The organism is Amycolatopsis sp. TNS106, assembly GCF_019330265.1.
Classification (GTDB): Bacteria; Actinomycetota; Actinomycetes; order Mycobacteriales; family Pseudonocardiaceae; genus Amycolatopsis; species Amycolatopsis lurida.
This window is the reverse complement of the sequence record NZ_CP024972.1, coordinates 3,389,590-3,413,226: the sequence shown is the minus strand read 5'-3', so window position 1 is coordinate 3,413,226 and position 23,637 is coordinate 3,389,590. Positions and strand designations below refer to the sequence as shown.

Here is a 23,637-nt window from a genome sequence, read left to right as displayed (position 1 = left end):
CGAAAGCCACTTTCGCAACACGCCTTATCCCTCAACAGGGCACTATGATTTCGGCTTACTCCAGGGCGGCGAGGATCAGCGCGGCCATCGCGGCCGGATCGCCGTTTTCCGGGCGCAGCACCAGGTCCGGGTTCTCCGGCTGCTCGTAGGGAGCGTCGACCCCGGTGAACCCGCTGATCTCACCCGCCCTCGCCTTCGCGTACATCCCCTTGGGGTCGCGGTCTTCGCAGACTTCGAGCGGGGTGTCGACGAAGACTTCGAGGAACGGCAGCCCGGCCGCCTCATGTGCGGCGCGGGCGAGTTCGCGGTCGGTCCGGTACGGGCTGATCAGGGAGACCACCGACACCACACCGGCGTCGGCGAACAGCTTCGCGACCTCGGCGACACGGCGGACGTTCTCGGCGCGATCGGCGGGGCTGAAGCCGAGGTTCCCGTTCAGCCCGTGCCGGAGATTGTCGCCGTCCAGCAGGTACGCGGGCCTGCCGGACGCGACCAGCCGCCGCTCCAGTTCCACGGCCACACTCGATTTCCCGGACGCGGAAAGCCCGGTGAGCCAGACGGTGAGCCCGCGTGTCGCCCGTTCCGCTCTGCTGACCGCGGCGGTGTGCCAGACGACGTTCGACGCGGTCACGCTCGGGCCGGTGATCATGCCCGCCGCGACCGTCGCCCCGGAATGCTCGTCGATGAGGAGGAAGCCGCCGGTGGAGCGGTTGCGGCGGTAGGAATCGAACAGCAGCGGCTGTCGTGCGCGCAGCCGGATCCGGCCGATCTCGTTGAGTGACAACGATTCCGCGGTCTCGTCGCGGTGCAGGGTGGTGACGTCCAGCCGGTAGTCCAGGTCGCGGATCTCGGCCTTGGTCTCCCTGGTGGTGTGCCGCACGACGTAGTCGTTCCCTGTTTTCAAAGCTCCTTGTTCGGAGAACCAGCACACCATCGCGTCGACGTCCCTGCTGGTGTGGGGCCGGTTGCCGGGGCGGCAGATCAGGTCACCGCGACCGAGGTCGAGGTCGTCGGCGAGCTCGATCGTGACGGCCTGCGAGGCGAAGGCTTCGGTGACCGTGGTGCCGCCCGGGCCCCAGATCGCGCGCACCGTCGTGGTGAAGCCGGACAGCAGCACGGCGACCTCGTCGCCGGGTTTGAACACCCCGCCCGCGACGGTGCCCGCGTAGCCGCGGAAGTCGCGGCTGTGCTCCCGGATCACGTACTGCACAGGGAATCGCGCGTCGATGAGGTTGCGATCCGAGGCGACATGCACCTGTTCGAGGTGATGCAGCAGGGAAGTCCCTTCGTACCAAGGCATACTGGCGCCCCGGTGTACTACGTTGTCGCCGTGCAGCGCCGACATCGGCACGAAGGTGAGATCGTGTACCTGGAGTTTCATGGCGAAGCGGCGGAACTCCTCGCGGATCTCCTCGAAGCGTTCCTGGGACCAGCCGACCAGGTCCATCTTGTTGACGCACAGCACCAGATGCGGGATGCCCAGCAGGCTGGCCAGGAACGCGTGCCGCCGCGACTGTTCGAGCACGCCTTTGCGGGCGTCGATCAGGATCAGCGCGAGATCCGCGGTGGACGCGCCCGTGACCATGTTCCGGGTGTACTGCACGTGCCCCGGCGTGTCGGCGATGATGAACTTCCGCCGGGGCGTGGCGAAGTAGCGGTGGGCGACGTCGATGGTGATGCCTTGTTCGCGTTCCGCGCGGAGACCGTCGGTCAGCAGTGCGAGATTCGGGTACGCCTCACCGCGGTCGCGGCTGACGCGTTCGATGGCTTCGAGCTGGTCGGTGAACACCGTCTTCGAATCGAACAGCAGACGGCCGATCAGGGTCGACTTCCCGTCGTCGACACTGCCCGCGGTCGCGAGGCGGACCAGCGAAGCGCTCATCAGAAGTAGCCTTCCTTCTTCCGGTCTTCCATGCCCGCCTCGGAGATCCGGTCGTCGGCACGGGTCGCTCCGCGTTCGGTGAGCCTGCTGACCGCCACTTCGGCGACCACCTCACCCGGCGACGTCGCCGTCGACTCGACGCAGCCGGTGCAGGTCGCGTCGCCGACGGTCCGGAAGCGAACCGTTGCCTCGTAAGGGCTTTCGCCTTCGTACAGGGTGAGGAACCGGGTGTGCGCGAGCAGCATGCCGTCTCGCTGGACGACCTGGCGCCGGTGCGCGTAGTAGATCGACGGCAGGTCGACGTTCTCGGCTTCGATGTACTGCCAGATGTCGAGTTCGGTCCAGTTCGACAGCGGGAAGACCCGGATGTGCTCGCCCTTGCGGTGCCTGCCGTTGTAGAGGTCCCAGAGTTCCGGCCGCTGGTTGCGCGGGTCCCACTGGCCGAACTCGTCGCGGAAGCTGAACACGCGTTCCTTCGCGCGGGCCTTCTCCTCGTCGCGCCGCGCTCCGCCGAACACGGCGTCGAAGGAATGCTCGCGGATCCCGCGGAGCAGGGCGGCGGTCTGAAGACGGTTGCGGCCGGCCTTCGGGTCTTCGACGACCCGGCCCGCGTCGATGTCGTCCTGGACGCTGGAGACGACGAGCCTGAGCCCGTACGCGTCGACGGTGCGGTCGCGGAACTCGATGACCTCGTCGAAGTTGTGCCCGGTGTCGACGTGCATCACCGGGAACGGCGGCGGCGACGGCCAGAACGCCTTGGCCGCCACGTGGAGCATCACCATCGAGTCCTTGCCGCCGGAGAAGAGCAGCGCCGGTCGTTCGAAGGTCGCAGCGACCTCGCGGAAGATGTGCACGGCTTCGGCTTCCAGTGCTTCGAGATGGGTGAGCTCGTATGCCGGGGACGCCATCGTGACCTCCGTGGTTCGAGATCAGGAAAGTAGAACAAGTTCTTGTGCTTGGTCAAGGGCTGGGGGACGCTGTCGGCATGGACCTGGTCGCGCTCGAAGAGATCCGTCGCCTCAAAGCCCGCTACCTCCGCTGCCTCGACCTCAAGCTGTGGGACGAGATGGCCGAGACCCTGACCGCCGACGCGCACGCGCGCTACGGCACGCCGTCGTACGGCAAACCGTTGACCTTCGAGAGCCGCGAAGCCATCGTCGAGTTCTTCAGGAACGCGGTCGGCCCCGGCATCACGACGGTGCACTTCGCCGGGCAGCCGGAGATCGACGTCGACGGCGACACCGCGACGGGCACGTGGCTGATGCGGGACAAGGTGATCGTGCCCGAACACCGGGTGGTGATCGAGGGTGCGGCGTACTACGAGGACACCTATCGGCGAGTGGACGGCGTGTGGCTGACCGCCTCGACCCAGTACGACCGGCTGTACGAGACGATGATGTCGATGGACGACGTGCCGAGCCTGAAGCTCACCGCGAACCGCTGGTCTCCCTGACCCGCGATTCGTCATCTGGATGCGGTACTTGCGCGTGCAACTATCGCATCCAGGGGGCTAATTGCGGGGGTGGCGGCCGCCGGATTCGGCGGTGACGGCGTCGGCGGTGGCGACCAGCGCCGCGCCCCGCCGTGCGATCTCGGCGCCGGTGATCGGTTCGCCGACCGAAAGGGTGAGCACGAGCTCCTGCCGTCCCGAAGCGTCGAACGTCGGCGCGGCGAGCAGGCTCACCGCGTGTTTGCGACGAGGCTCCAGATCGGCCCCGAGGTAGACGCGCTCGCCGAGGCTCGAGACGAGTTCCCCCACCAGTCCGCGCACTTCCGGCGGGAGTTCCTCCGCGCCGACGCCCGCCATCAGCGCGTAAAGCCGCCGCCCCGCGGAAGTCAGGCTCTCCACCAGGTAACCGTGCTCCCGGCATTCGGCGACGACGCGACGCAGGTGTGCTTCGTCCAGCCGCACCGGCACCGTCGGGGGTTTGGCGAGCCAGGCGTCGAACGCCGCGTCGGAGTCCCATAGCACGTACATCAGGCCGACCGGCGGCGCGAACGGATAGGTCTCGCCCAGTTTGATCCGGCCGGGGCCGGCGCTCTGCACCATCACGATCCGGTCCCCGGCCACGGCCGACGCCGTGCACGTGGCGCCGTATCGCCTGCTCAGCTCCTCCAGGTGCCGGCGCGCGACCTCGCTCGCGCCGAATCCTTCGCTCGCGACGCGGCCGGCGGCGACCATCGCCGGGCCGAGCCGGTACGTGACCGGCTGCGGGTCCCGGACCAGATAGCCGCCCGCCGTCAGCTCGGTCACGATGCCGAGGCAGGTGGGTTTCGCCAGGTCCAGCTCGCGCGCGAGCTCCGAAAGGCCGATGCGACGGCCTGGGTGCGCGGTGAAGAAGTCGAGCAGCCGCACGACTCGCTCGGTGGGCGGTGAGCGTCGGGTCATTGACCCATCCTTAGAACGCGTTCTAGTCTGATTGTACGAGGAACGTACCAAGCCGGTACGTATTTGTACCAGTATGGGGAGTCGCCGGTGCTCACTCAACCGTTCGCGGACGCGATCGTCGAAGCCGAGAAGGTCATCGCGGAAGCGCCGCACATCCGGACCGAACAGGATCTGGTCGAGGGGTACGACTACCTCGCCGGCAGCATCCGCGCCTCCTTGCAGATGGCGTGGGCCTACGAACGGGACTATCCGTTCTTCACCCAGTCCACCGGCCCGTACACGAAGATGGGCCTCGACAACCCGGACACGTTGTACTTCAACGCGAACATCCGCGAGGACCGCGAATACGTCGTCACCGGGACGCGGGGGAGCACGGCCGACGTCAGTTTCCAGGTCCTCAACGGCGACTACTCGCCCGTCGAGGTGCCGGACAGCCTCGCCGCCTTCGACGACCGCGAGATCGAGATAGCCGAGGACGGCACGTTCGAACTCCGCTTCGGGCCGGCGAAACCCGGCCCCGGCCCCAACTACTTCGTGCTCGGCCCGGGTTCGTCGATGCTCGTGGTGCGCGAGGTCTACAGCGACTGGGCCACCGAACGCCGCGGCACGATCCAGATCCAGTGCGCCGACACCGCGGGTGGCGCGCCCGCGCCGCTCACCCGTGACGGGCTGGCCAAACGCTACGGCGTGACCGGCAAGATCCTGCTGAGCAGGCTCCGCACTTTCCTCGCCTTCCCGAAATGGTTCTACCTGAACCTGCCGGTGAACACGATGACCGAACCGCGACCCACGCCGGGCGGCCTGACCACGCAGTACTCGTCGGCCGGGCACTACGAACTCGGCGACGAAGAGGTCATGATCGTGACGGTGCCGCGATCGGACGCGCCGTACCAGGGCATCCAGCTCGGCAGCGTCTGGTATCTCTCGCTGGACTACATCAACCACCAGACGAGCCTCACCGCCGACCAGGCGCGGGTCGACCCGGACGGCAAGATCCGCTTCGTGATCAGCGAACGCGATCCCGGACTGGCGAACTGGCTCGAACGCACCGGGCACGACCGCGGGTACGTCCAAATCCGGTGGCAGCGCCTGTCCCGTGCGCTGGAGAAGGCCGACGGTCCCGAGGTCGAGGTGGTGAAGTTCGGCGAACTCGCCGACCGGTTGCCGTTCCACGACGAGGCGCGGGTGACCCCGCAGGAGTGGGCGGACCGGATCTCGGCCCGTCAGAAGGCCGTCGCGGCGAGGATGCTGGGATGACGGATCTCTTGCGCAACAAGGTGATCGTGGTCTCCGGGGTCGGTCCCGGGCTCGGCCGGTCGATCGCCGTGCGCTGTGCCGCGGCGGGCGCCGACGTCGTCCTCGCGGCCCGCACCGAATCCCGGCTCGCGGAGGTCGCCAAGGAGGTCGACGCGCTCGGCCGTCGCGCGGTCGCCGTGCGCACCGACATCACCGACGACGCTTCGGCGGCGAATCTCGCCGAGGCCGCGATGAAGGCGTTCGGACGGGTGGACGCCTTGGTGAACAACGCCTTCGCCATCCCGCCGATCATGGATCTCGCCGAGGTCGACCTCGCCGACGTGCGAGCGGGTTTCGAGACCAACGTGCTCGCCGCGCTCCGGCTCACGCGCTTGTTCACGTCCTCGCTCGCCGAGCGCGGCGGTTCTGTGGTGATGATCAATTCGGCCGTGTTGCGGCATTCCCGGCGGACGTTCGGCGCGTACAAGATGGCGAAGGCGAGCCTGCTCGCGCTCGCGCAGAGTCTCGCCTCGGAACTCGGGCCGCGGGGGATCCGGGTCAATTCCGTGGCGCCGGGCTATATCTGGGCGGACTCGCTGAAGTGGTATTTCGCTTATCTGGCCAAGGAACGCGGGGTGCCGCCGGAGCAGGTGTACGCCGAGACGGCGGAGACGATCGACCTGCGCCGTCTGCCCGAACCGGACGAGATCGCCGACACCGTCGTGTTCCTGGCCTCGTCGCTCGCCCGATGTGTCACCGGTCAGTGCCTCGACGTCAACGCCGGCGAATACCATCACTGAAAGGGAGAACATGCTGCCAGGGCGGGAAAACGTCGGCACCGTGGAGGATCTGCACGCGTCGGCGGCGAAACTCACCGGGCTGGACGACTTCGGCGGCGAAGACCACCTCGAAGGTCTCCGCGTGCTGCTGGATTCGTATGCCGGCGAGGCCGGGCTGACCCCGTACGGCAACAAGATCCATCGCGCGTTCCTGCGCGGCGCACTGGTGGCGAGGTCGTTGAGCGAGGCCTCGTGGAAGCAGAATCCGGAATACGCCGAAGTTCCCATCGAGCGGCCGATCTTCGTCACCGGCCTGCCGCGCACGGGGACCACGGCGCTGCACCGGCTGCTCACCGAAGATCCGGCGCACCAGGGGCTGGAAGTCTGGCTGACCGAAGTGCCGCAAGCACGTCCGCCGCGCGAGACCTGGGCGGAGAACCCGGTCTTCCAAGGGATCCAGGCGGGTTACGAGAAACACCACGTCGAACACCCCGAATTCATGGGCCTGCACCACATGTCCGCCGATCAGGTGGAGGAATGCTGGCAGCTCCTGCGGCAGTCGCTGAAATCGGTGTCCTACGAATGTCTCGCGCATGTGCCCTCGTACTCGCGCTGGCTGGACGGGCAGAGCTGGACCGACGCCTATCGCAGGCATAGGCGCAACCTGCAGCTCATCGGCCTGCCCGACGCCGGACGGCGGTGGGTGCTCAAGAACCCGAGCCATCTCTTCGCGCTCGACGCGTTGCTGGAGGTGTATCCGGACGCGCTGATCGTCCAGACCCATCGCGCGCCGAGCACGATCGTCGCGTCGGTGTGCAGCCTGAATGAGCAGGCCTCGGCGGGCTGGTCCGAAGTCTTCCGCGGCGACGTGATCGGCCGCAGCCAGCTGGATCTCTGGGCGCGCGGTGCGGAAAAATCGCTGGAGGCAAGGAAACGGCACGATCCGGCGCGGTTCTGCGATGTCCGGTATGAGGATTTCGTCGCCGACCCGATCGGTACGGTCGAGGGCGTCTACCGGCATTTCGGGCTGCCGCTGAGCGACGCCGCCCGGGACGCGATGACCGTCGTGCACGCCGAAAGCCGTTCCGGGGAAAGGAAACCCGTGCACCGGTACGACCTCGCGGACTTCGGGCTCACCGCCGGTGAGGTCGACGAACGCTTCTCGGCCTACCGCGCCGCCTACGCCCTCTGATCCCCCGCAATTCGTCATCTACTTGCGCGCGTAAAGAGCGCAAGTAGATGACGAATTGCGGGAGGGGGTCAAAAGCCGGCGGCGGCGCGTTGTGAGGGCAGGCCGCGCGTCGTGATCCCGCGCAGGACCTCGACCCGGTCCGAGCCCGGCCGCCCGAGCACCCAGCTCGACCCGGGGACCTCTTTGGCCCGCTTCTTCAGGGGCGCCAGGAGCCGGGAAGCGTCCTTGTAGGACCGGATCGCGCCGTGCCCGCACACCAGGGTCGCCAGCGAAACCGTCACCGGCAGCCCGTCGGCCGACCAAGCCGTGTCCAGCAGCGCGGCGGCGACCGTGCCGATCTCGTCGACGTCGCAGGCGATCAGGAAGTCGTCCCCGCCGACGTGGCTGACGCGCATCCGGCGCAGCCGGGCCTCCAGGTCGGTGAGGGTCCGGCCGAGCGCGCGGATCAGGTCGTCGCCCGCGGCGAACCCGGCGGTGTCGTTGACCGTCTTGAACGAGTCGACGTCCAGCCAGGCCGCGACGAACGGCTCCCGCGCGTTGATCCGGCGGTCGACGTCCCTGGCGACCGCGTCGCTGCCGGGCAGGCGGGTCAGCGGGCTCAGCGAGACCGCCTCTTCGACCTTCGCCTCCGCGACCCCGCGGACGACCTCGTTCACCAGCACCACGCCGACACACCGGCCGCGGTCGTCGACCACCACGACGTCGTCGCCGGTCCGGCCCCAGTCCGCGTCGGTGACCAGTTCGAGGAATTCGAGCGCGCTCGCGTCGGCGTGGATCGTGTGCGGCCGGTCGGCGAGCCGCGAAGCCGGCCGTTTGGCGTGCAGGGCGTGGCCGTACAACCCGGTGACCGCGACCAGGAACCGCGTCCGGTCGATCGACCACTGTGGACGGTGCCGGTCGTCGATGCCGACGATGCCGCTCGGCCCGTCGGCGGCGGCCAGCACCTCGCGCACGTCGTCGCAGGTGGCGTCTTCCGGCAGCGTGGTCGCGGGCCGGAGGAAGTCGCCGACGCGGCGGGCGCGGGCGGTACCGGGGATGAACGGCCCAGGCGCGTCCGGCGCGGGCAGCGGCGCGTGGTCGCCGTCCGGCGGGGCGAGCAGGTTGCCCTGCGCGATCCGCACGCCGAGCCGCCGCGCGGATTCCAGCTGCTCCGTGGTTTCGAGGCCAGTGGCGACCAGGCGGTTGTCGGTGCGTGACGCGAAGTGCAGCACCGCCTCGACCACCGCGACGGCGGCCGGGTCGTGCGGCAGGCCACGCAGCACGCTGCGGTCCAGTTTCACCAGGTCGACGGGCGCCGAAGCGAGCAGCGTGAGCGGGAGGTCGCCGCGGCCGAGGCCGTCGAGCGCGAGCCGGAACCCGAGGTCGGTGAGCCGTCGCATCCCGGTGAGCAGCAGGTCGGCGGGGATCTGGGTGAACGGTGGCCCGATCTCCAGCACGACGTCCCTGGTCCGGCGGCCCACCAGGCTGAGCGCCTCGGTCAGCGGGTCGAAATGCGCGGGCGGTGCCGCCACCGTCCGTGCGGACAGGTTCAGGTGCAGGGGGAGCGCGGCCTGCGGTTCACGCAGCTGCCGGACGGCCTCGGCGGCCAGGCCGACGTCGACCTCGGCCAGCCTGCCGCTGCGCCGGGCGTCGGCGAGCAGTTCGTGGGCGGTGCCGCGGCCTGGCCGGGCCAGTGCTTCGAACGCGACGACGCCACCGGTGTGCAGGCTGTACAACGGCTGGTAAGCGAAGCGGACAGCGATCTGCAACGTCACAAGCGCATGTTCTCCGCTGGCGGCGGTAAACGAAATACGTGTCAACTGATGTTCATCGTGCAGGCACCTGGGTTACCTAGAACGGCGTAACGCACGCCACCCGATCAGGTGTTTTCTTACTGTCCATGGCGACATTCGGAAAAGCGTCGACATCGCTTCGGCGTTACCCGAAACATCTTCGCGACCGCTCGTGAATGCCCGCTGGAGTGAGGTGGGCAAGGTGAAGAACAGATCGAAGAACACCGGGATCAGTTCGGGCGGCATTCCGCACAGTGCCCGCAGCCCGTGCCGCCGCAATCCGTGCACGGTGCGTGCCGAGGACGGCCACAGCGCCCGATGCGCCGCCGACGCCGCCGCGGCCGGCCCTCGATCCCAAGCCGCGGCCGCGGCGTCGGCCACCGTTTCCGCGAGCCGGATCGACGTCGTGACGCTGTACCCGGTCGCCGGATGCACCAGGGCGGCGGCGGTCCCGAACGGCACCGTCCGGCCACGTCGCGGCACCGGCGCGTCGAGCACGATCCGCACGCGTTCTTCGCGCCCGCGCGACGTCAGCCCGACAGCCTTCAGCCGGGCTCGCAACCGCGCCGCGAGGACGTCGAGCGGCAGGCCGGGCCGGCGGGCCAGCGACGTCTCCTCGACCAGGACGGTGCCGTCGCCGAGCGGCAGTACATACAGGAATCCGGACTCGGCCTCCCGCCAGTCCATGAACACGGCGGTGTCCGGGTCGTCCACCAGCCGCAGCGCGTCCTCGGCCGGGAGGACGGCACCGAACGCCGTCTGTTCGTACCGGTCGCCTCGCGGCCGGACACCGGACGCGTCGACGTACAGGCCGGTCGCGAGGATTCGTCCGTCCTCGAGGCGCACGGACGAACCTTGACCGCCGTGGTCCACACCGGACACTTTCCCGGCGACGACGTCGTAACCACCGTCGAGCCACGTGCGCAAGCCGGCGTTGTCCATCACCAGATAGCGCCGATCCAGGACGTGTGGCCTGGTCCCGAAGGCGAGCGTCGTCGAAGGCGCGCACGCGACGGCACCTCCGGGCAGCCCGGGCAGCTCGTCGGCGAACAACCCGTAGGTCGCCCGCCAGCGGCGGCCCGGCGCCGGGTCGATCAGGGTCGTTTCCAGACCGCGCCGTGCGCAGGCACGCGCGAGCGCCCGCCCGGCCGGGCCGCCGCCCGCGATCACCACGTCCGCCACCTGGGCAGTGTCTCTCAAAGCCCCGACGGATACCGTGTGACGCATGGAACAGACGGACCCGAGGGCGTGGCGGCGCGATCCGGAGAGCGCGAACGCCGGGTTCAGCGACCTCGCCACGAGCCCGTTCCGGATCGACCGGGACCGGATCGCCGCTTCGCCGTTCTTCGCCCGGCTCGGCGGTGTGACCCAGGTCGTCAGCGCCGGGGGCGCCGGGCTGCTGCACAACCGGCTCACGCACAGCCTCAAGGTCGCGCAGGTCGCACGCGCCATCGCCGAGCGGATCAACGCGAGCAGCGATTCGGCCGAACTCGCCGCGAAACTGGGCGGCTGCGATCCGGACGTCGCCGAGGCCGCCTCGCTCGCGCACGATCTGGGACATCCGCCGTTCGGGCACCTCGGCGAGCAGACCCTGGACCGGATCGCCCGCCACCGCTTCGGCCTCGCCGACGGTTTCGAAGGCAACGCGCAGTCGTTCCGGATCATCACCACCACCGACGTGCGCGGCCCGTCCGCCTCCGGGCTCGACCTCACCACGGCGGTGCGCGCCGCCGTGCTGAAGTACCCGTGGGCGCGGTTGCACGTACCCGACCCGCACCCGACGTCGATGCCCGTCCAGCCGCGCGGCGCGGCCGAGCCCGCCGACGCCCCCGGCACCGGTGCGAGCAAGTTCTCCGCCTACAGCACCGAACTCGACGACTTCGCCCAGGCGCGGGCCCCGTTCGACGGCCGGATCGAACCCTGGCAGCAGACCGTCGAAGCGTCCGTGATGGACACCGCCGACGACATCGCCTACGCCATCCACGACCTCCAGGACTTCCACCGGATCGGTGTCCTGCAGCACGCGCCGGTCGCCGCCGAGTTCTCCGGCTGGGTCGACCACGCGCTGGAACTGGCCGGGCTGGACGACGCGACCCTGACCGCGGAACGGCGGCTGCCCGGCCGTTCGCTGGAACGGCTGCGCCGCCGGATGCACGCCAAGGACGGCTGGATCGTCGACGACGACGCCTTCACCAGCGCCGTCGCCCGTGTCCGCGCCGAACTCGTCGACGGTCTGCTCGCCACCGGCTTCGACGGTTCCATCGAGGCGGAACAGGCCACCGCCGCCTTCTCCTCGAAGTGGACCGCGCGGCTCGTCGATGGGGTCCAGGTGGTGGCGTCGCCTTCGACCCGGACAGGGCATCTCACGCTGCGCCCCGCCCAGTGGCACGAGGTTCAGGTGCTGAAATTCGTGCACCGGCGGTTCGTGCTGCTGCGCCCGGAACTCGCGCTGCACCAACGTGGACAGGCCAGCCTGGTGACCACGCTGGTCGACGCGCTCGACGCGTGGCTGCTCGACCGCGACGAGTTCTACCGGCTCCCGCGGCGGCTGCACGACTTGGTGGAATTGGCACAGTCCGAGTTCTCCGCGCTCGCACGGACCTCGCCTGAACTGCTCATCGGAGCGACCGGGGAACCGGTCACCGGTGCCGACGCCGTACGCGGACTGGCACGCGGGCGGGCGGTCGTCGACTTCGTGGCGTCGCTGACGGACAAGCAGGCGGTGACCCTTTTGGACGGCTTGTCGGGCCGTGCTTCCCAGCCCTGGTCGGACTCGTTCGTCCTGTGACGACGCGATTACGCTGAACGGCCCACGACCTGCCGCCGAATCCGGAAATTCTCCATCAGACGTCACTCGAACGGCGCCTGCCGCCGGTGCACGCCCGGTACTTAGCTTGATCCAGCCGGTGATCGCCGGCGTCGGTCAGCGTGAGTCGGGGCACGCGCCTAGGAATCGGAGGCGCACGTGCGTCCAACCCGTTCTAGTAGGAGAAGAAGAACGATCCTGACCGCGGGCACCGCGGCCCTCGTCACCGCGCTCGGTCTGGTGAGCCCGCCCGTCGCGGCGGCCGAAAGCGGCGGATCCCCGGAGGCGTTCTCGGCGAACACCGTCCGGCAGATCGAGGCGCTGCAGTCGATCAAGAAGAGCCAGAACGCCGGCGAGTCCAAAGTGGACAGCCGACTGCTCGTCGAACAGAAGCTCCGCGCTCAGCGGATGCCGGCCTCAGCGGTTCCCGCACTGGGGTCTGGGGCGAATGTCTCCGCGGCCGGCACCGTACTCGTGGACATCCGGGGCCAGGTCTCGGAAGAACTCCTCAAGGGACTGCGGGAATCCGGTGCGGGGATTCGCGCGGTGTCCGAACGGTACGGCAGCGTGCGCGCCGAGGTTCCGCTGAACGCGGTCCCGGCGATCGCGGCCCGCGCCGACGTCAAGAAGGTCGAGACCGCCAACGAGGCGTTCACCGCCCGCCAGCTCGCCGAGCCCGCCACCGCGGGCAAGCGGGAGAGCAAGGAAGAGAAGGCCGCCCGGATCGCGGACGAGCTGAAGAAGGCCGTCGACGCCAAGGGGCAGGCCGGGATCGCCGCCGGACCGGTCACCAGCGAAGGCGACCGCGCGCACAACGCCGACACCGCGCGCCAGCAGTTCGGTGTCACCGGTGTGGGTACCAAGATCTGCGCGCTGTCCGACGGTATCGACTCGCTCGCGACCTCGCAGGCGCGTGGCGAACTCCCGGCGGGCGTCGACGTGATCCCCGGCCAGGAAGGCGACGGCGACGAGGGCACCGCGATGCTCGAGATCATCCACGATCTCGCGCCGAACGCGGCGCTTGGTTTCGCCAGCGCGTTCAACTCCGACGCCAGTTTCGCCGACAACATCCGCAAACTGCGGTTCGACGCGGGGTGCGACGTCATCGTCGACGACGTCCTGTACTTCAAGGAATCGCCGTTCCAGGACTGGATCATCGCCCAGGCCGTGAACGACGTGACCTCCGACGGCGCGCTGTACTTCTCCTCGGCCGGCAACGAAGGCAACGTCACCGACGGCACCTCGGGCCACTGGGAAGGCGACTTCGTCGACTCCGGCAAGAGCGTCGGCAAATACGCCGGTACCGCGCACAACTTCGCCGGGGCCGCGGGCAACCAGATCTTCCAGCCGCTCTCGAGCGCGTCGGGCCGGGTGCCGGTCACGCTGTTCTGGTCCGACCCGCTGGGCCGTTCGAACAACGACTACGACCTGTACCTGCTGAACGCGGCGGGCAACGTCGTCGACTTCAGCCAGGACGTCCAGAGCGGCACTCAGGACGCCTACGAACGGGTGGACACCACGGGCGTCGCCGGACTCCGACTGGCCATCGTCAAGTTCTCCGGGGAAGGCCGCTACCTTTCGCTGTCCGCGCTGCGCGGCCGGTTCTCCGACTCGGCCGACGGTCTCAAGGCCTACACCAGCCCCGGCGTGACCGTCGGCCACTCGGCCGCGCGGGACGCGTTCAGTGTCGCGGCGGCACCGGCGGCCAAGGCGTTCCCCCGTGCCCTCGAACCGGGCGACCCGGCCAACCCGGCCGGCCCGTTCCCCGGTGCCTTCGGCGCGGCCACGAAGGTCGAACGGTTCACTTCGGACGGTCCGCGGCGGATGTTCTACCAGGCCGACGGAACGCCGATCACCCCGGGCAACGTGTCCGCGACCGGTGGTGAGGTCCGCGCCAAGCCGGATATCACCGCGGCCGACGGCGTCTCGACCAGTGTCACCGGCTTCACCACGTTCTACGGCACGTCGGCCGCCGCGCCGCACGCCGCCGCGATCGCGGGCCTGGTGCTCTCGGGCAACCCGGGGCTGCCCCCGGCCGAGGTGCGCGAGGCACTGATCAACACCGCCGTCGACATCCTCGCCCCGGGCCGCGACAACTCCAGCGGCGCGGGCGTCATCCTCGCCGACAAGGTGCTCGCCTACACCGGCGCCAGCCCGCAGCCGCTCGCGTCGGCGGGCCAGCCGACGGTCACCCCGGCCGACGGCGGCTCCGCGCTCGACCCGGGCGACACCGCCAAGGTGACCCTGCCGGTGACCAACCGCGGTGACGGCACCGCGACGTCCACCAGCGTCGTGCTCTCCAGCCCGACCCCCGGTGTCACGGTGGCGCCGCGGTCGAAGTCGTACGGCACGATCAGCCCCGGGCAGACCGGCGTGAACGACTTCACCATCACCGTTCCCGCCACGCAGGAACTCGGGGTGCCGGTGGTGCTGACCGCACGCGTGACCTTCGCGGGTTCGTACTCGCCGACGACGTCCACGTTCTCGCTGCCGGTCGGCACCCCGTCGCCGGTGTCGCGGGACTTCGCCTACGCCGGTGACGCCGTGGCGATCCCGGACAGCGACCCGACCGGGGTGACCGTGCCGATCACGGTGAGCGGCGTCGGGCGCGCGTCGAAGCTGACGTTCTCGGTGGACGGGGCGACCTGCAACGCGGACCAGACCTCGACGACGGTGGGCATCAACCACTCGTACGTCGGTGACCTGGTCGGCACGCTGACGTCGCCCTCGGGTGCGAAGGCGACCGTGTTCCAGCGCAGCGGCGGCTCGGGCAACAACCTTTGCCAGGTCGTCTTCGCCGACAACGCGGCCACCGCGTTCAGTTCGGTGAGCGCGGTGAACGCGCCGTTCACCGGCACCTACAAGCCGGCGCAGGCGTTCGGCGGCCTGGCCGCCGGTTCCGCCGACGGCACCTGGAAGTTCACCGCGGTGGACGTCGCCGGTGGCGACACCGGGTCGATCCGCGCCATCTCCTTGCACATCAACGGTTTCGTTCAGCCCGGGGTGGCGGAGCGGCCCGCGGGTGTCGGGAAGTCGGTGGGGCGCGGCCCGGTGAAGCCGGTCTAGCCTCTCTTGTGGTCCGTGAAGGTCCCCTTTCCTCGGCTGAGGAAAGGGGACCTTCACGCGCGTCGGGGCCGGGCGGTGTCGCGAAAGTGGCTTTCGCGACACCACCGATCGGGAGCGTCGCGCTCACGTGCCCCAGCCGCGGCGGGTGTTGTGAAAGTGCTTTCGCAACCCCGGCAGCCGGGTCGTCGCCGCGAAACGGCAACGACCGACCCCTGCTGATCCGCGCCACGCCCCGTACGTTGGACCCATGGCGAGGGTGCGGCAGGTAGCAGGCGGGGGACGGGCGGTCGAGGTCGCGCCGGATCGCCTCGAAGGCTGGTACGCCCGCTTCGCCGTCCGCAACGAAGGCGTCCGCGAGACCGAGCTGAGCCCGGACACCGTCACGGTCGTCGCGGACAACGGCGTCGTCGCCGTCGCGACCGTCCCTTTCGGACCGCTGAACGCCGAAGCGACCGTGCCGGGTCTTGCCGTCGGCCCGCTCGTCGAGCACGCGCTGATCTCGCGGAGGATCGCGCTCCTGCTGGTGCGCCGCGGCGGGCACAGTGTCGGGATCGCGCGCGGGGGAGTGGTCGTCCAGTCCAGGACGGACCGGCATCTCGTCCAGGGCAGGTCCGCTGCGGGCGGCTGGTCTCAGCAACGGTTCTCGCGGCGGCGGGAAGGACAAGCGCGCTCGGCGCTCCGGTCCGCCGCGGACGACGCGTTCGAGGTGCTCGTCCCGCACCTGTCCGAAGTGGACGCCGTCGTACTCGGCGGTGACCGCCGCGCCCTGGCGTCCCTGCGCGAGGACAACCGTCTCGCGCCGTTGTTCCAGCTTGCCGAGGCCCGCGTTCTCGACATCGCCGAACCGCGCCGCACCGTGCTGGAAGACGCGGCGGAGCGGGCTGTCGCGGTCCAGATCACCCTCTCCGGGCCGTGACGTCGGGCACGGTCGGATAAAACCGTTCGACACCGGCCCGTACACTGATCGCGTGGACATCCTCTTGGAGTAGCTCCTCGTCTGCCCGTCGGCAGACGAGTCGAAGCTGTCCGCTCATCCACCCCTTTTACCGGGAGTTCCCGTGATCACGGCCTCTGGCCTGCAGCTGCGCGCGGGTTCGCGCATCCTGCTCGACGACACCAACGTCCGCATCCAGCAGGGCGACCGTATCGGCCTGGTCGGCCGCAACGGCGCCGGCAAGACCACCTCGCTCAAGGTGCTGGCGGGGGAGGGCGAGCCGTACGCGGGCGAGGTCCGCCGCAGCGGCGAGCTCGGCTACCTCCCGCAGGACCCGCGCGAGGGCGACCTGTCCGTCACCGCGAAGGACCGCGTGCTGTCCGCGCGCGGCCTCGACACCTTGCTGCGCAACATGGAAAAGGCGCAGACCGCGATGTCGGAGCTGGCGGACGAGAAGGAACGCGACAAGGCGGTCAACCGCTACAGCCGCCTCGAAGAGCGCTTCGCGTCCCTCGGGGGTTACGCCGCCGAGAGCGAGGCCGCGCGGATCTGTTCCAACCTCGGCCTGGCCGACAGGGTGCTCGAACAGACTTTGCAGACGCTCTCCGGTGGTCAGCGACGCCGTGTCGAGCTGGCCCGGATCCTGTTCGCCGCCGCCGAGGCGGGCGCGGGCGGCAAATCCGAGACGATCCTGCTGCTCGACGAGCCCACCAACCACCTCGACGCCGACTCCATCAACTGGCTTCGCGGCTTCCTGAAGCAGCACGACGGCGGTCTCGTGGTCATCAGCCACGACGTGGAACTGCTCGCCGACGTCGTCAACAAGGTGTGGTTCCTCGACGCGACCCGCGGCGAGCTCGACCTCTACAACATGGGCTGGCAGCGCTACCTCGACGCGCGCGCCACCGACGAGAAGCGGCGCCGCCGCGAGCGCGCGAACGCCGAGAAGAAGGCGTCGGCACTGCAGCAGCAGGCCGCCAAACTGGGCGCCAAGGCGACGAAGGCCGTGGCCGCCAAGAACATGGCCCGCCGTGCCGAGCAGATGCTCTCCGCGCTCGACGAGACCCGGCAGGCCGACAAGGTCGCCCGGATCAAGTTCCCCGAGCCCGCCCCGTGCGGCCGGACGCCGCTCACCGCGGAAGGACTCTCGAAGTCCTACGGTTCGCTCGAGATCTTCACCGGAGTCGACCTCGCCATCGACCGCGGGTCGAAGGTCGTCGTGCTCGGATTGAACGGTGCCGGAAAGACGACATTGCTCCGGCTGCTCGGCGGAATGGAAACTCCGGATACCGGCGAGACCATTCCAGGTCACGGATTGCGTCTGGGCTATTACGCACAGGAACATGAAACTCTCGACCACGATGCGTCCGTGTGGGAAAATATCCGTCACCTCGCGCCGGACACCGGAGCGCAGGAGTTGCGGAACCTTCTCGGTTCGTTCCTGTTCACCGGCGAGCAGCTCGATCAGCCCGCCGGCACGCTCTCCGGCGGCGAGAAGACGCGGCTCGCGCTCGCCGGGCTGGTGTCCAGCGCTGCCAACGTTTTGCTGCTCGACGAGCCGACGAACAACCTGGACCCGGCCAGCCGCGCCCAGGTCCTGGACGCCTTGCGCAGCTTCGCGGGAGCCGTCGTCCTGGTGACGCACGACCCGGGTGCGGTCGAGGCGCTGGAGCCGGAGCGCGTGATCCTCTTGCCGGACGGAACCGAGGACCATTGGTCGGCGGATTATCTGGAACTTGTCCAGCTTGCGTGAGGTCTGCGTCCGTTCGGGTGCTTGATCGATGCCATCCGGCCACTGAAATGGCCCAATGTGATCGCGGTTTCAGCAGTTTTGCGCTCGTCGTCTGGCATTCCGGCGCTCAGTGTTCGATCATTGCGGCGACAGGGGCCGTTATGTGGCCCAGAACACTCTCGGCGGGAAGGCGATCGACGTGGCTGATCTCAAGAAAGGCGCGCGGATCACCGGCAACACGCGTGACAAGCTGGCCGCTGACCTGAAGAAGAAATACGAGAAGGGCTCGAGCATCCGCGCTCTCGCGGAGTCCACGGGTCGCTCGTACGGGTTCGTGCACCGGGTCCTCTCGGAGTCCGGCGTCCAGCTGCGCGGCCGTGGTGGTGCCACCAGGGTCAAGAAGAAGTAGTCACGAGGAAGTAGCGGACTGCTGCGCGGGGGGCGCAGTTCCCTTTCCAGGGACCGCTGTTTCACGGGTTTCCGCGGCCAGGAAGGCCAGCCTGGCACCGAGCAGGACCAGCGGATACACCAGGTATCCGTACCTCGTCGCCGGAGTGAGCATGATCAGCGCGACGAGCCCGACGGCCATGCGCAGGAGCGCGTCCGAGCCAGTGGTGGGAGGACGGCGAAGCAGCCAGACGAGGATCGCGACGGCCGCGATCCCGAGCAGGGCGAAGGAAACCGCCGTGCCCACCGGGCCGAGCGAGGCGATGAGGTGGCCGGGCAGCGGGCTCGCCGCCGGTGACTTGATCACGCCGATTCCCAGCGGGAACCGCAAGACGTGCTCGACGAACGCCTTGGGGCCGGCCAGGTAGACGGGGACGTGCAGGACGAGGGTCGTCACCACGAGTGCCGCGGCGAATCCGCCCAGTGCGCGAGGGCCACGTCGCGTGATCAAGAGGACACCCAGCACCACTATCGCGGGCGCGACGATGAGTTTCGCGCTGACCACCAACGCCAGCACCAGACCCGACAGGATCGCGCGGCCGGTCGTGGCCAGCGCGAAGGACAGCACCAGCAGGCCGACGATGGCCAGATCGGGGCCGGCGACCGCCCAGGTCAGCGCCGTCAGCGGGCAGGCGAGCGCGAGTTGTGCCGCGCTGACCGGGATTTTCGGCCACTTCAGCAGTCGCAGCGTCAGCAGCACGCAGGCGACGGCCGCCAGCGCGAACATCCAGCGCGCGTCGGTGAGGGCGTTCGCGACCGGTCCGCCGCCGAACAGGGCGCGTGGCAGACCGAAGACGGTCATCACCGGACCGTATGGCGTGTAATCGTTTACTTCCACCGCGCGACCGAGCGCGGTGACGTCGACGTACGGGGTTCCGTTCTCCAGAAGGAGTTTCGCCGACCGTTCGATCACCCAGACCTCGGGCTGGGCGGCCCATGACACCGGCGTGATGAGCCAGTCCACTCCGGTCAGACGGCGAATGACGAGCATTCCCAACGGAAGGATCATCGCGAACAGGCCGATGGCGCCGATACCGAGCCACCGCGAACCGAGTGCGCCGGACAGCGGCTTGCCGCACCGGGCGGCGATCGTCAGCCAGCCGGTGTGGACCACGGCGAGGCCGTAACCCGCTACAGCGAAGTTCGCCCACACGCGATAACCGTAGAATTCCGCGACGGCGGTGTTCACGACGGCGTAGACGAGGCAGCCCGTGTAGAAGACCAGGTCGATGGTCAGTCGTCGCCGGTCTGGGTCCTTGGTCACCGGCTCAGGCTACCGACGCGGCCGCACCCGCTGGAAAGAGGACGCGGAAACCGGGAAGCATCCGGGGCGCCGCGGTGTTGGTCTTGCTTATATCCGGGAAAACTCTCGACTAATATCGAGGTTTTGGGGGCGAAGAGAGGGTTCTCATGGACAACACGTATGCGCTGATGAACTCGGCGATGAGGTCCGCCGATGTTCCGAAGGGGCTGCACAAGGGGACGCTCCGCCGCGTCGCGCGGTTCGCCAGGCCGCACTGGCGGAGATTGCTGATATTCCTGGCGCTCACCGTCGTCTCGGCGGTGCTGGCGGTCAGCACGCCGGTGCTGGCCGGAAAGGTGGTCGACGCGATCGTCGGCGGGCACGACGTCTCGCTGGTGGTGTGGCTGGCCGTGGTGATCGCCGTGCTGGCGCTGATCGACGCCGGGCTCGGGCTGGCCGAACGGGCCCAGTCGTCGAGGATCGGTGAAGGGATCATCCTCGACCTGCGGCTCGCGGTGTACCGGCACGTGCAGCGGATGCCGGTCGCGTTCTTCACGCGCACCCGCACCGGCGCGCTGGTGAGCAGGCTCAACAACGACGTCATCGGCGCACAGCGCACGTTCACCGCGACACTGTCCGGTTTGGTCACCAACGTGATCCAGCTGGTGCTGTCGCTGGTGGTCATGGTGACGTTGTCCTGGCAGGTCACCCTGCTGGCACTGGTGTTGCTGCCGGTCTTCATCCTGCCGACGCGGCGCCTCGGACGGCGGATGGCCGAGCTGCAGCGGGAGGCCGGCGGGCTCAACGCGTCGATGACCACGCAGATGACCGAGCGGTTCTCCGCGCCGGGCGCGACGCTGGTGAAGCTGTTCGGCGACCCGGAGCGCGAGACTGGCGAGTTCGGTGCGCGGGCCGGGCGGGTGCGCGACATCGGGGTGCGGACGGCGATGCTGACGCGCTGGTTCCTGACCAGCTTGACCACGGTCTCCGCGCTGGCGCAGGCACTCGTCTACGGGCTGGGTGGCTACCTCGCGTTGACCGGGGCGCTCGCGCCGGGCACCGTCGTGGCGCTGGCGTTGCTGCTGACCAGGCTGTACTCGCCGCTCACCGCGCTGGCGAACGTCCGGGTGGACGTGATGACCGCGCTGGTGTCGTTCGAGCGGGTCTTCGAGGTGCTCGACCTCAAGCCGATGATCGAAGAGAAGCCTTCCCCGCGCGGGCTGCCCGAAGGCCCGGTTTCGGTGGAGTTCTCGGACGTCCGGTTCGGCTACCCCGCGGCGGACCGATACTCGCTGGCTTCGCTGGAGGATGTGTCCACTTTGGATCACCGGGGTGGCGAAGAGGTTTTGCACGGCATCAGCTTCCGCGCCGAACCGGGGCAGATGGTGGCGTTGGTCGGTTCGTCCGGTGCGGGCAAGTCGACGATCGCCTCCCTGCTGCCGCGGCTCTACGACGTCGACGCGGGCTCGGTCCGCTTGTCCGATGTGGACGTTCGCGACCTCGGGTTCGCCACCTTGCGGGAAACCGTCGGCGTGGTGACCCAGGACGGGCATCTCTTCCACGACACCATCCGGTCGAACCTCGAATACGCGCGGCCCGGCGTCACCGACGCCGAGATCTGGTCGGCCTTGGAGAAGGCGCGGCTGGCCGAGCTGATCCGGGAGCTGCCGGACGGGCTGGAGACCGTGGTGGGGGAGCGAGGGTACCGGCTCTCCGGCGGGGAGCGGCAGCGGCTGACCATCGCGCGGCTCCTGCTGGCGCAGCCGAAGGTCGTCGTCCTCGACGAGGCGACCGCGCATCTGGACTCGCAGTCCGAGGCCGCCGTGGGCGAGGCGCTGACCGACGCGCTCGAGGGGCGGACCGCGCTGGTCATCGCGCACCGGTTGTCGACGGTGCGGGCGGCTGACCAGATCCTGGTGATCGAGCACGGGGAGATCGTCGAGCGGGGGACGCACGAAGAGCTTCTCGCGCGGGAAGGGCGCTATGCGGCGCTGTACCTGACGCAGTTCTCGGAGGAGCCTGCCGCCGCGTGACCGGATGCTATGAACGGGCCGTTACTTGCAAAATTCGCAAGTAACGGCCCGTCCATAGCGCGCCAAGGGGGATGGGAGGTCCGGTCAGGCGAGGGCGGGGGAGGCGAAGGTCGCGTTCACCAGTGCCATCTTCCGCGGATCGTCCCGCATCAGCGGCCCCATCCGGTTCATCGTGTAGCCGAAGGCGATCCCGCTTTCGGGATCCGCGCCGCCGGACGAGCCGCCGAACCCGTCGTGCCCGAACGCGCGCGGGTTCGGCCCGAAGCCGCGTTCCTCGCTGCCGAGGTAGAACCCCAGTGCCCATTCGTTGCCCAGCCCGCCGACGACGTCGGGCTCGCGGCCCTGTCCTTCACGCGCGGTCGCCAGCGCGCCGGCCGAAAGCAGCCGCCCGGAGGCGAGCGCGCCGTAGACGGTCGCGATGGCCCTGGCGGTGCCGTGACCGTTCAAAGCAGGCAGGATCGCGCGCCGCCACTCGGGATCGTTGGCGTCGCGGCCCTGCACGCGCGGGTTCGCCAGTGCCGCGAGGGCGGCGGGGCCGGCGTTGGCGAACGCCTGGGTCAGCGCGGTCGTCATCTCGTCGCTGAGCACGGGTTCGACGAGGGTGGAGCAACGCGCCAGATCCGCGTCGGAGTCCAGGCCGATCCGGAAGTCCGCGTCCAGCGGCCCGGCGATGTGCCCGGCGAAGTACGCGCGGACGTCCTGTCCGCTCACCCGGCGGATCACCTCGCCGACGAGGAACCCGAACGACAGCGCGTGGTAGCCGCCGGCGGTGCCCGGTTCGAAGAGCGGCGCCTGCGCGGCGAGCAGTCCGGTGATGTGGTCCCAGTCGTACAGCTCCTTCACCGTCACCGGCCGGTCGAGGCCGATCCCGGTCACCCCGGAGCGGTGCGAGAGCAGCCAGCGCACCGGGATGTCCCCCTTGCCCGCCGCCGCGAACTCCGGCCAGTATTTCGCGACCGGCGCGTCGAGGTCGAGCAGCCCGGCGTCGGCGAGGTGATGCGCGCAGAGCGCGGTCATGCCCTTGGTGGTCGACCAGACGTTGGTGAGCGTGTCCGCCCGCCACGGGGTCGTCCGGTCCGGATCGGCCCAGCCCGCCCAGAGATCGACCACGGTCTCGCCGTGCCGCGTCACCGAGAACGCGGCGCCGATCTCGCCGCGTTCGGCGAAGTTCTCTTCGAAGGCGGCACGGACGGGTTCGAAGCCCGCCGCGCACTCGCCGTGGATCTCGGTCATGGCACGGACCTCCTGCGGACACCGACCGGTCGGTATGTGACCGTAGAAGCGCCGCGCGGACGAGTCAAGGAACTCGTCCGCGCGGTGGAGGAGCTAGCGGAGCGCGGGGACCCGTTCGCCGTACTTGGCCAGCAGCGCGGCGTTGGCCTCGTCGCCACCGTCCACGTTGGAACTGCGCCACAGCGGGACGTCGACACCCTGCGCCGCACCGAGGTCGACGACCTCGGCGAGCACCAGGTTCCACAGGAACGCGTTGATCACCGTCGACAGCGGCGCGGTCCGCGGCGCGTCCGGCGGGTAGCTCGCGTCCCCGGGGCGGACGTGCGAGTCGAGCACGATGCTCGCCTCTTCGATCAGCGTCGTGGCCGCGCGTTTGGGCGCCTTGGCCACCGACGCGGCCGAACTCACCGCGATGACCGACGCCCCGCGCTTCCTGGCCCCGGCGGCCAGTTCGACCGGGTACGGGTTGACCCCCGAGGTCGAGAACACCACCAGGACGTCGTCCGGGCCCGGCGCGCGCTCGGCCAGCACCTCTTCGGCCAGCCCGGAACGGCGCTCGGTCTTGGTGCTGTGCTGCGCGCCGTGCAGCGGCAGCAGTTCGGGGTGGTAGACCGGGTACACGCAGGCGAGCCCGCCCGCCCGGTAGAAGGTCTCGGCGACCGCGGCCAGTGAATGCCCGGCCCCGGCGGTGAACACCAGGGCGTCCGCCCGGATGACCCCCAGGATCAGCTCGGCCGATTTCCGGATCTGCTCCGCGTTGCCCCGTTCGGCCTCAGCGAGCCGTTCGGCGACGTCTGCACAACGTTCGGTGGTGCTCACCACATCCGCCCTTCCGTCTGGAGATCAGCGACGAATGTATCGCGTGGACCAATGGCCGAAGTGGAATACATCGG

The 23,637-nt window shown here is 69.3% G+C and carries 18 protein-coding genes; 10 read left to right on the top strand and 8 right to left on the bottom strand.

Annotated features, from left to right (window positions below):
* Nucleotides 1-55 precede the first annotated feature (55 nt).
* Both cysC and cysD read right to left on the bottom strand, forming a co-directional pair.
* Nucleotides 56-1,882 carry an adenylyl-sulfate kinase gene (gene cysC, locus CVV72_RS15060; RefSeq protein WP_219153024.1) on the bottom strand — a complete coding sequence of 609 codons (1,827 nt, stop codon included), beginning with the start codon at nucleotides 1,880-1,882 and terminating at the stop codon, nucleotides 56-58.
* Nucleotides 1,882-2,790, bottom strand: coding sequence for a sulfate adenylyltransferase subunit CysD (gene cysD, locus CVV72_RS15055; RefSeq protein ID WP_219153023.1), 909 nt, complete (start codon nucleotides 2,788-2,790; stop codon nucleotides 1,882-1,884). The genes cysC and cysD overlap by 1 nt, the downstream gene beginning before the upstream one ends.
* 77 nt (nucleotides 2,791-2,867) lie before the next feature.
* Here cysD and CVV72_RS15050 point away from each other — a divergent pair, with 77 nt between their 5' ends.
* Nucleotides 2,868-3,335, top strand: a complete 468-nt coding sequence (locus CVV72_RS15050) for a nuclear transport factor 2 family protein (protein ID WP_219153022.1) — start codon at nucleotides 2,868-2,870, stop codon at nucleotides 3,333-3,335.
* Between the two features lie 57 nt (nucleotides 3,336-3,392).
* On the opposite strand, the gene CVV72_RS15045 is transcribed toward CVV72_RS15050, so the two are convergent.
* On the bottom strand, nucleotides 3,393-4,271 hold the full coding sequence (locus tag CVV72_RS15045) for an IclR family transcriptional regulator (RefSeq protein WP_219153021.1): 879 nt from the start codon (nucleotides 4,269-4,271) through the stop codon (nucleotides 3,393-3,395).
* 87 nt (nucleotides 4,272-4,358) lie between these two features.
* Here CVV72_RS15045 and CVV72_RS15040 point away from each other — a divergent pair, with 87 nt between their 5' ends.
* Genes CVV72_RS15040 through CVV72_RS15030 form a run of 3 tightly spaced genes read left to right on the top strand, consistent with a single transcriptional unit; the run spans nucleotide 4,359 to nucleotide 7,478 of the window.
* The gene (locus CVV72_RS15040; RefSeq protein ID WP_219153020.1) at nucleotides 4,359-5,528 is read left to right on the top strand and encodes a hypothetical protein; all 1,170 of its coding nucleotides are present in this window, start codon (nucleotides 4,359-4,361) and stop codon (nucleotides 5,526-5,528) included.
* A complete protein-coding gene (locus CVV72_RS15035; RefSeq protein WP_219153019.1) occupies nucleotides 5,525-6,307 on the top strand; it encodes an SDR family oxidoreductase in 783 nt (260 codons plus the stop codon). Before CVV72_RS15040 ends, CVV72_RS15035 begins: the two co-directional genes overlap by 4 nt.
* Before the next feature lie 10 nt (nucleotides 6,308-6,317).
* Nucleotides 6,318-7,478, top strand: coding sequence for a sulfotransferase (locus tag CVV72_RS15030; protein WP_219153018.1), 1,161 nt, complete (start codon nucleotides 6,318-6,320; stop codon nucleotides 7,476-7,478).
* Nucleotides 7,479-7,546: 68 nt separating this feature from the next.
* Here the strand turns inward: CVV72_RS15030 and CVV72_RS15025 are convergent, their stop codons facing one another.
* Together CVV72_RS15025 and CVV72_RS15020 are read right to left on the bottom strand one after the other, a co-directional pair.
* A complete protein-coding gene (locus tag CVV72_RS15025) occupies nucleotides 7,547-9,232 on the bottom strand; it encodes a GGDEF domain-containing protein (protein WP_219153017.1) in 1,686 nt (561 codons plus the stop codon).
* 72 nt (nucleotides 9,233-9,304) lie between these two features.
* Nucleotides 9,305-10,432 carry a lycopene cyclase family protein gene (locus tag CVV72_RS15020; protein WP_219153016.1) on the bottom strand — a complete coding sequence of 376 codons (1,128 nt, stop codon included), beginning with the start codon at nucleotides 10,430-10,432 and terminating at the stop codon, nucleotides 9,305-9,307.
* A 43-nt stretch (nucleotides 10,433-10,475) separates the two neighbouring features.
* Between CVV72_RS15020 and CVV72_RS15015 the strand changes: the two genes are divergently transcribed.
* The 5 genes from CVV72_RS15015 to CVV72_RS14995 all read left to right on the top strand — a co-directional run bounded on the left by CVV72_RS15015 (nucleotide 10,476) and on the right by CVV72_RS14995 (nucleotide 18,197).
* The gene (locus CVV72_RS15015; RefSeq protein WP_219153015.1) at nucleotides 10,476-12,038 is read left to right on the top strand and encodes a deoxyguanosinetriphosphate triphosphohydrolase family protein; all 1,563 of its coding nucleotides are present in this window, start codon (nucleotides 10,476-10,478) and stop codon (nucleotides 12,036-12,038) included.
* Between the two features lie 213 nt (nucleotides 12,039-12,251).
* Nucleotides 12,252-15,122, top strand: a complete 2,871-nt coding sequence (locus CVV72_RS15010) for a S8 family serine peptidase (RefSeq protein ID WP_219153969.1) — start codon at nucleotides 12,252-12,254, stop codon at nucleotides 15,120-15,122.
* Nucleotides 15,123-15,369: 247 nt separating this feature from the next.
* Nucleotides 15,370-16,038, top strand: a complete 669-nt coding sequence (locus tag CVV72_RS15005) for an acVLRF1 family peptidyl-tRNA hydrolase (protein ID WP_219153014.1) — start codon at nucleotides 15,370-15,372, stop codon at nucleotides 16,036-16,038.
* Between the two features lie 142 nt (nucleotides 16,039-16,180).
* Nucleotides 16,181-17,809 (top strand): ABC-F family ATP-binding cassette domain-containing protein, encoded by a 1,629-nt coding sequence (locus tag CVV72_RS15000; protein ID WP_034311834.1) that lies wholly within the window; start codon nucleotides 16,181-16,183, stop codon nucleotides 17,807-17,809.
* Between the two features lie 178 nt (nucleotides 17,810-17,987).
* Nucleotides 17,988-18,197, top strand: a complete 210-nt coding sequence (locus CVV72_RS14995; protein ID WP_003071237.1) for a helix-turn-helix domain-containing protein — start codon at nucleotides 17,988-17,990, stop codon at nucleotides 18,195-18,197.
* On the opposite strand, the gene CVV72_RS14990 is transcribed toward CVV72_RS14995, so the two are convergent.
* Entirely contained in the window at nucleotides 18,198-19,499 is a 1,302-nt protein-coding gene (locus CVV72_RS14990; protein ID WP_219153013.1) for a glycosyltransferase family 87 protein, read from the bottom strand.
* Nucleotides 19,500-19,645: 146 nt separating this feature from the next.
* Between CVV72_RS14990 and CVV72_RS14985 the strand changes: the two genes are divergently transcribed.
* A complete protein-coding gene (locus CVV72_RS14985) occupies nucleotides 19,646-21,511 on the top strand; it encodes an ABC transporter ATP-binding protein (protein ID WP_219153012.1) in 1,866 nt (621 codons plus the stop codon).
* A gap of 84 nt (nucleotides 21,512-21,595) precedes the next feature.
* Here CVV72_RS14985 and CVV72_RS14980 read toward each other — a convergent pair whose 3' ends face one another.
* Nucleotides 21,596-22,744 (bottom strand): serine hydrolase domain-containing protein, encoded by a 1,149-nt coding sequence (locus CVV72_RS14980; protein ID WP_219153011.1) that lies wholly within the window; start codon nucleotides 22,742-22,744, stop codon nucleotides 21,596-21,598.
* 93 nt (nucleotides 22,745-22,837) lie between these two features.
* Nucleotides 22,838-23,566, bottom strand: a complete 729-nt coding sequence (locus tag CVV72_RS14975; RefSeq protein WP_219153010.1) for an SIS domain-containing protein — start codon at nucleotides 23,564-23,566, stop codon at nucleotides 22,838-22,840.
* Nucleotides 23,567-23,637: the final 71 nt, after the last annotated feature.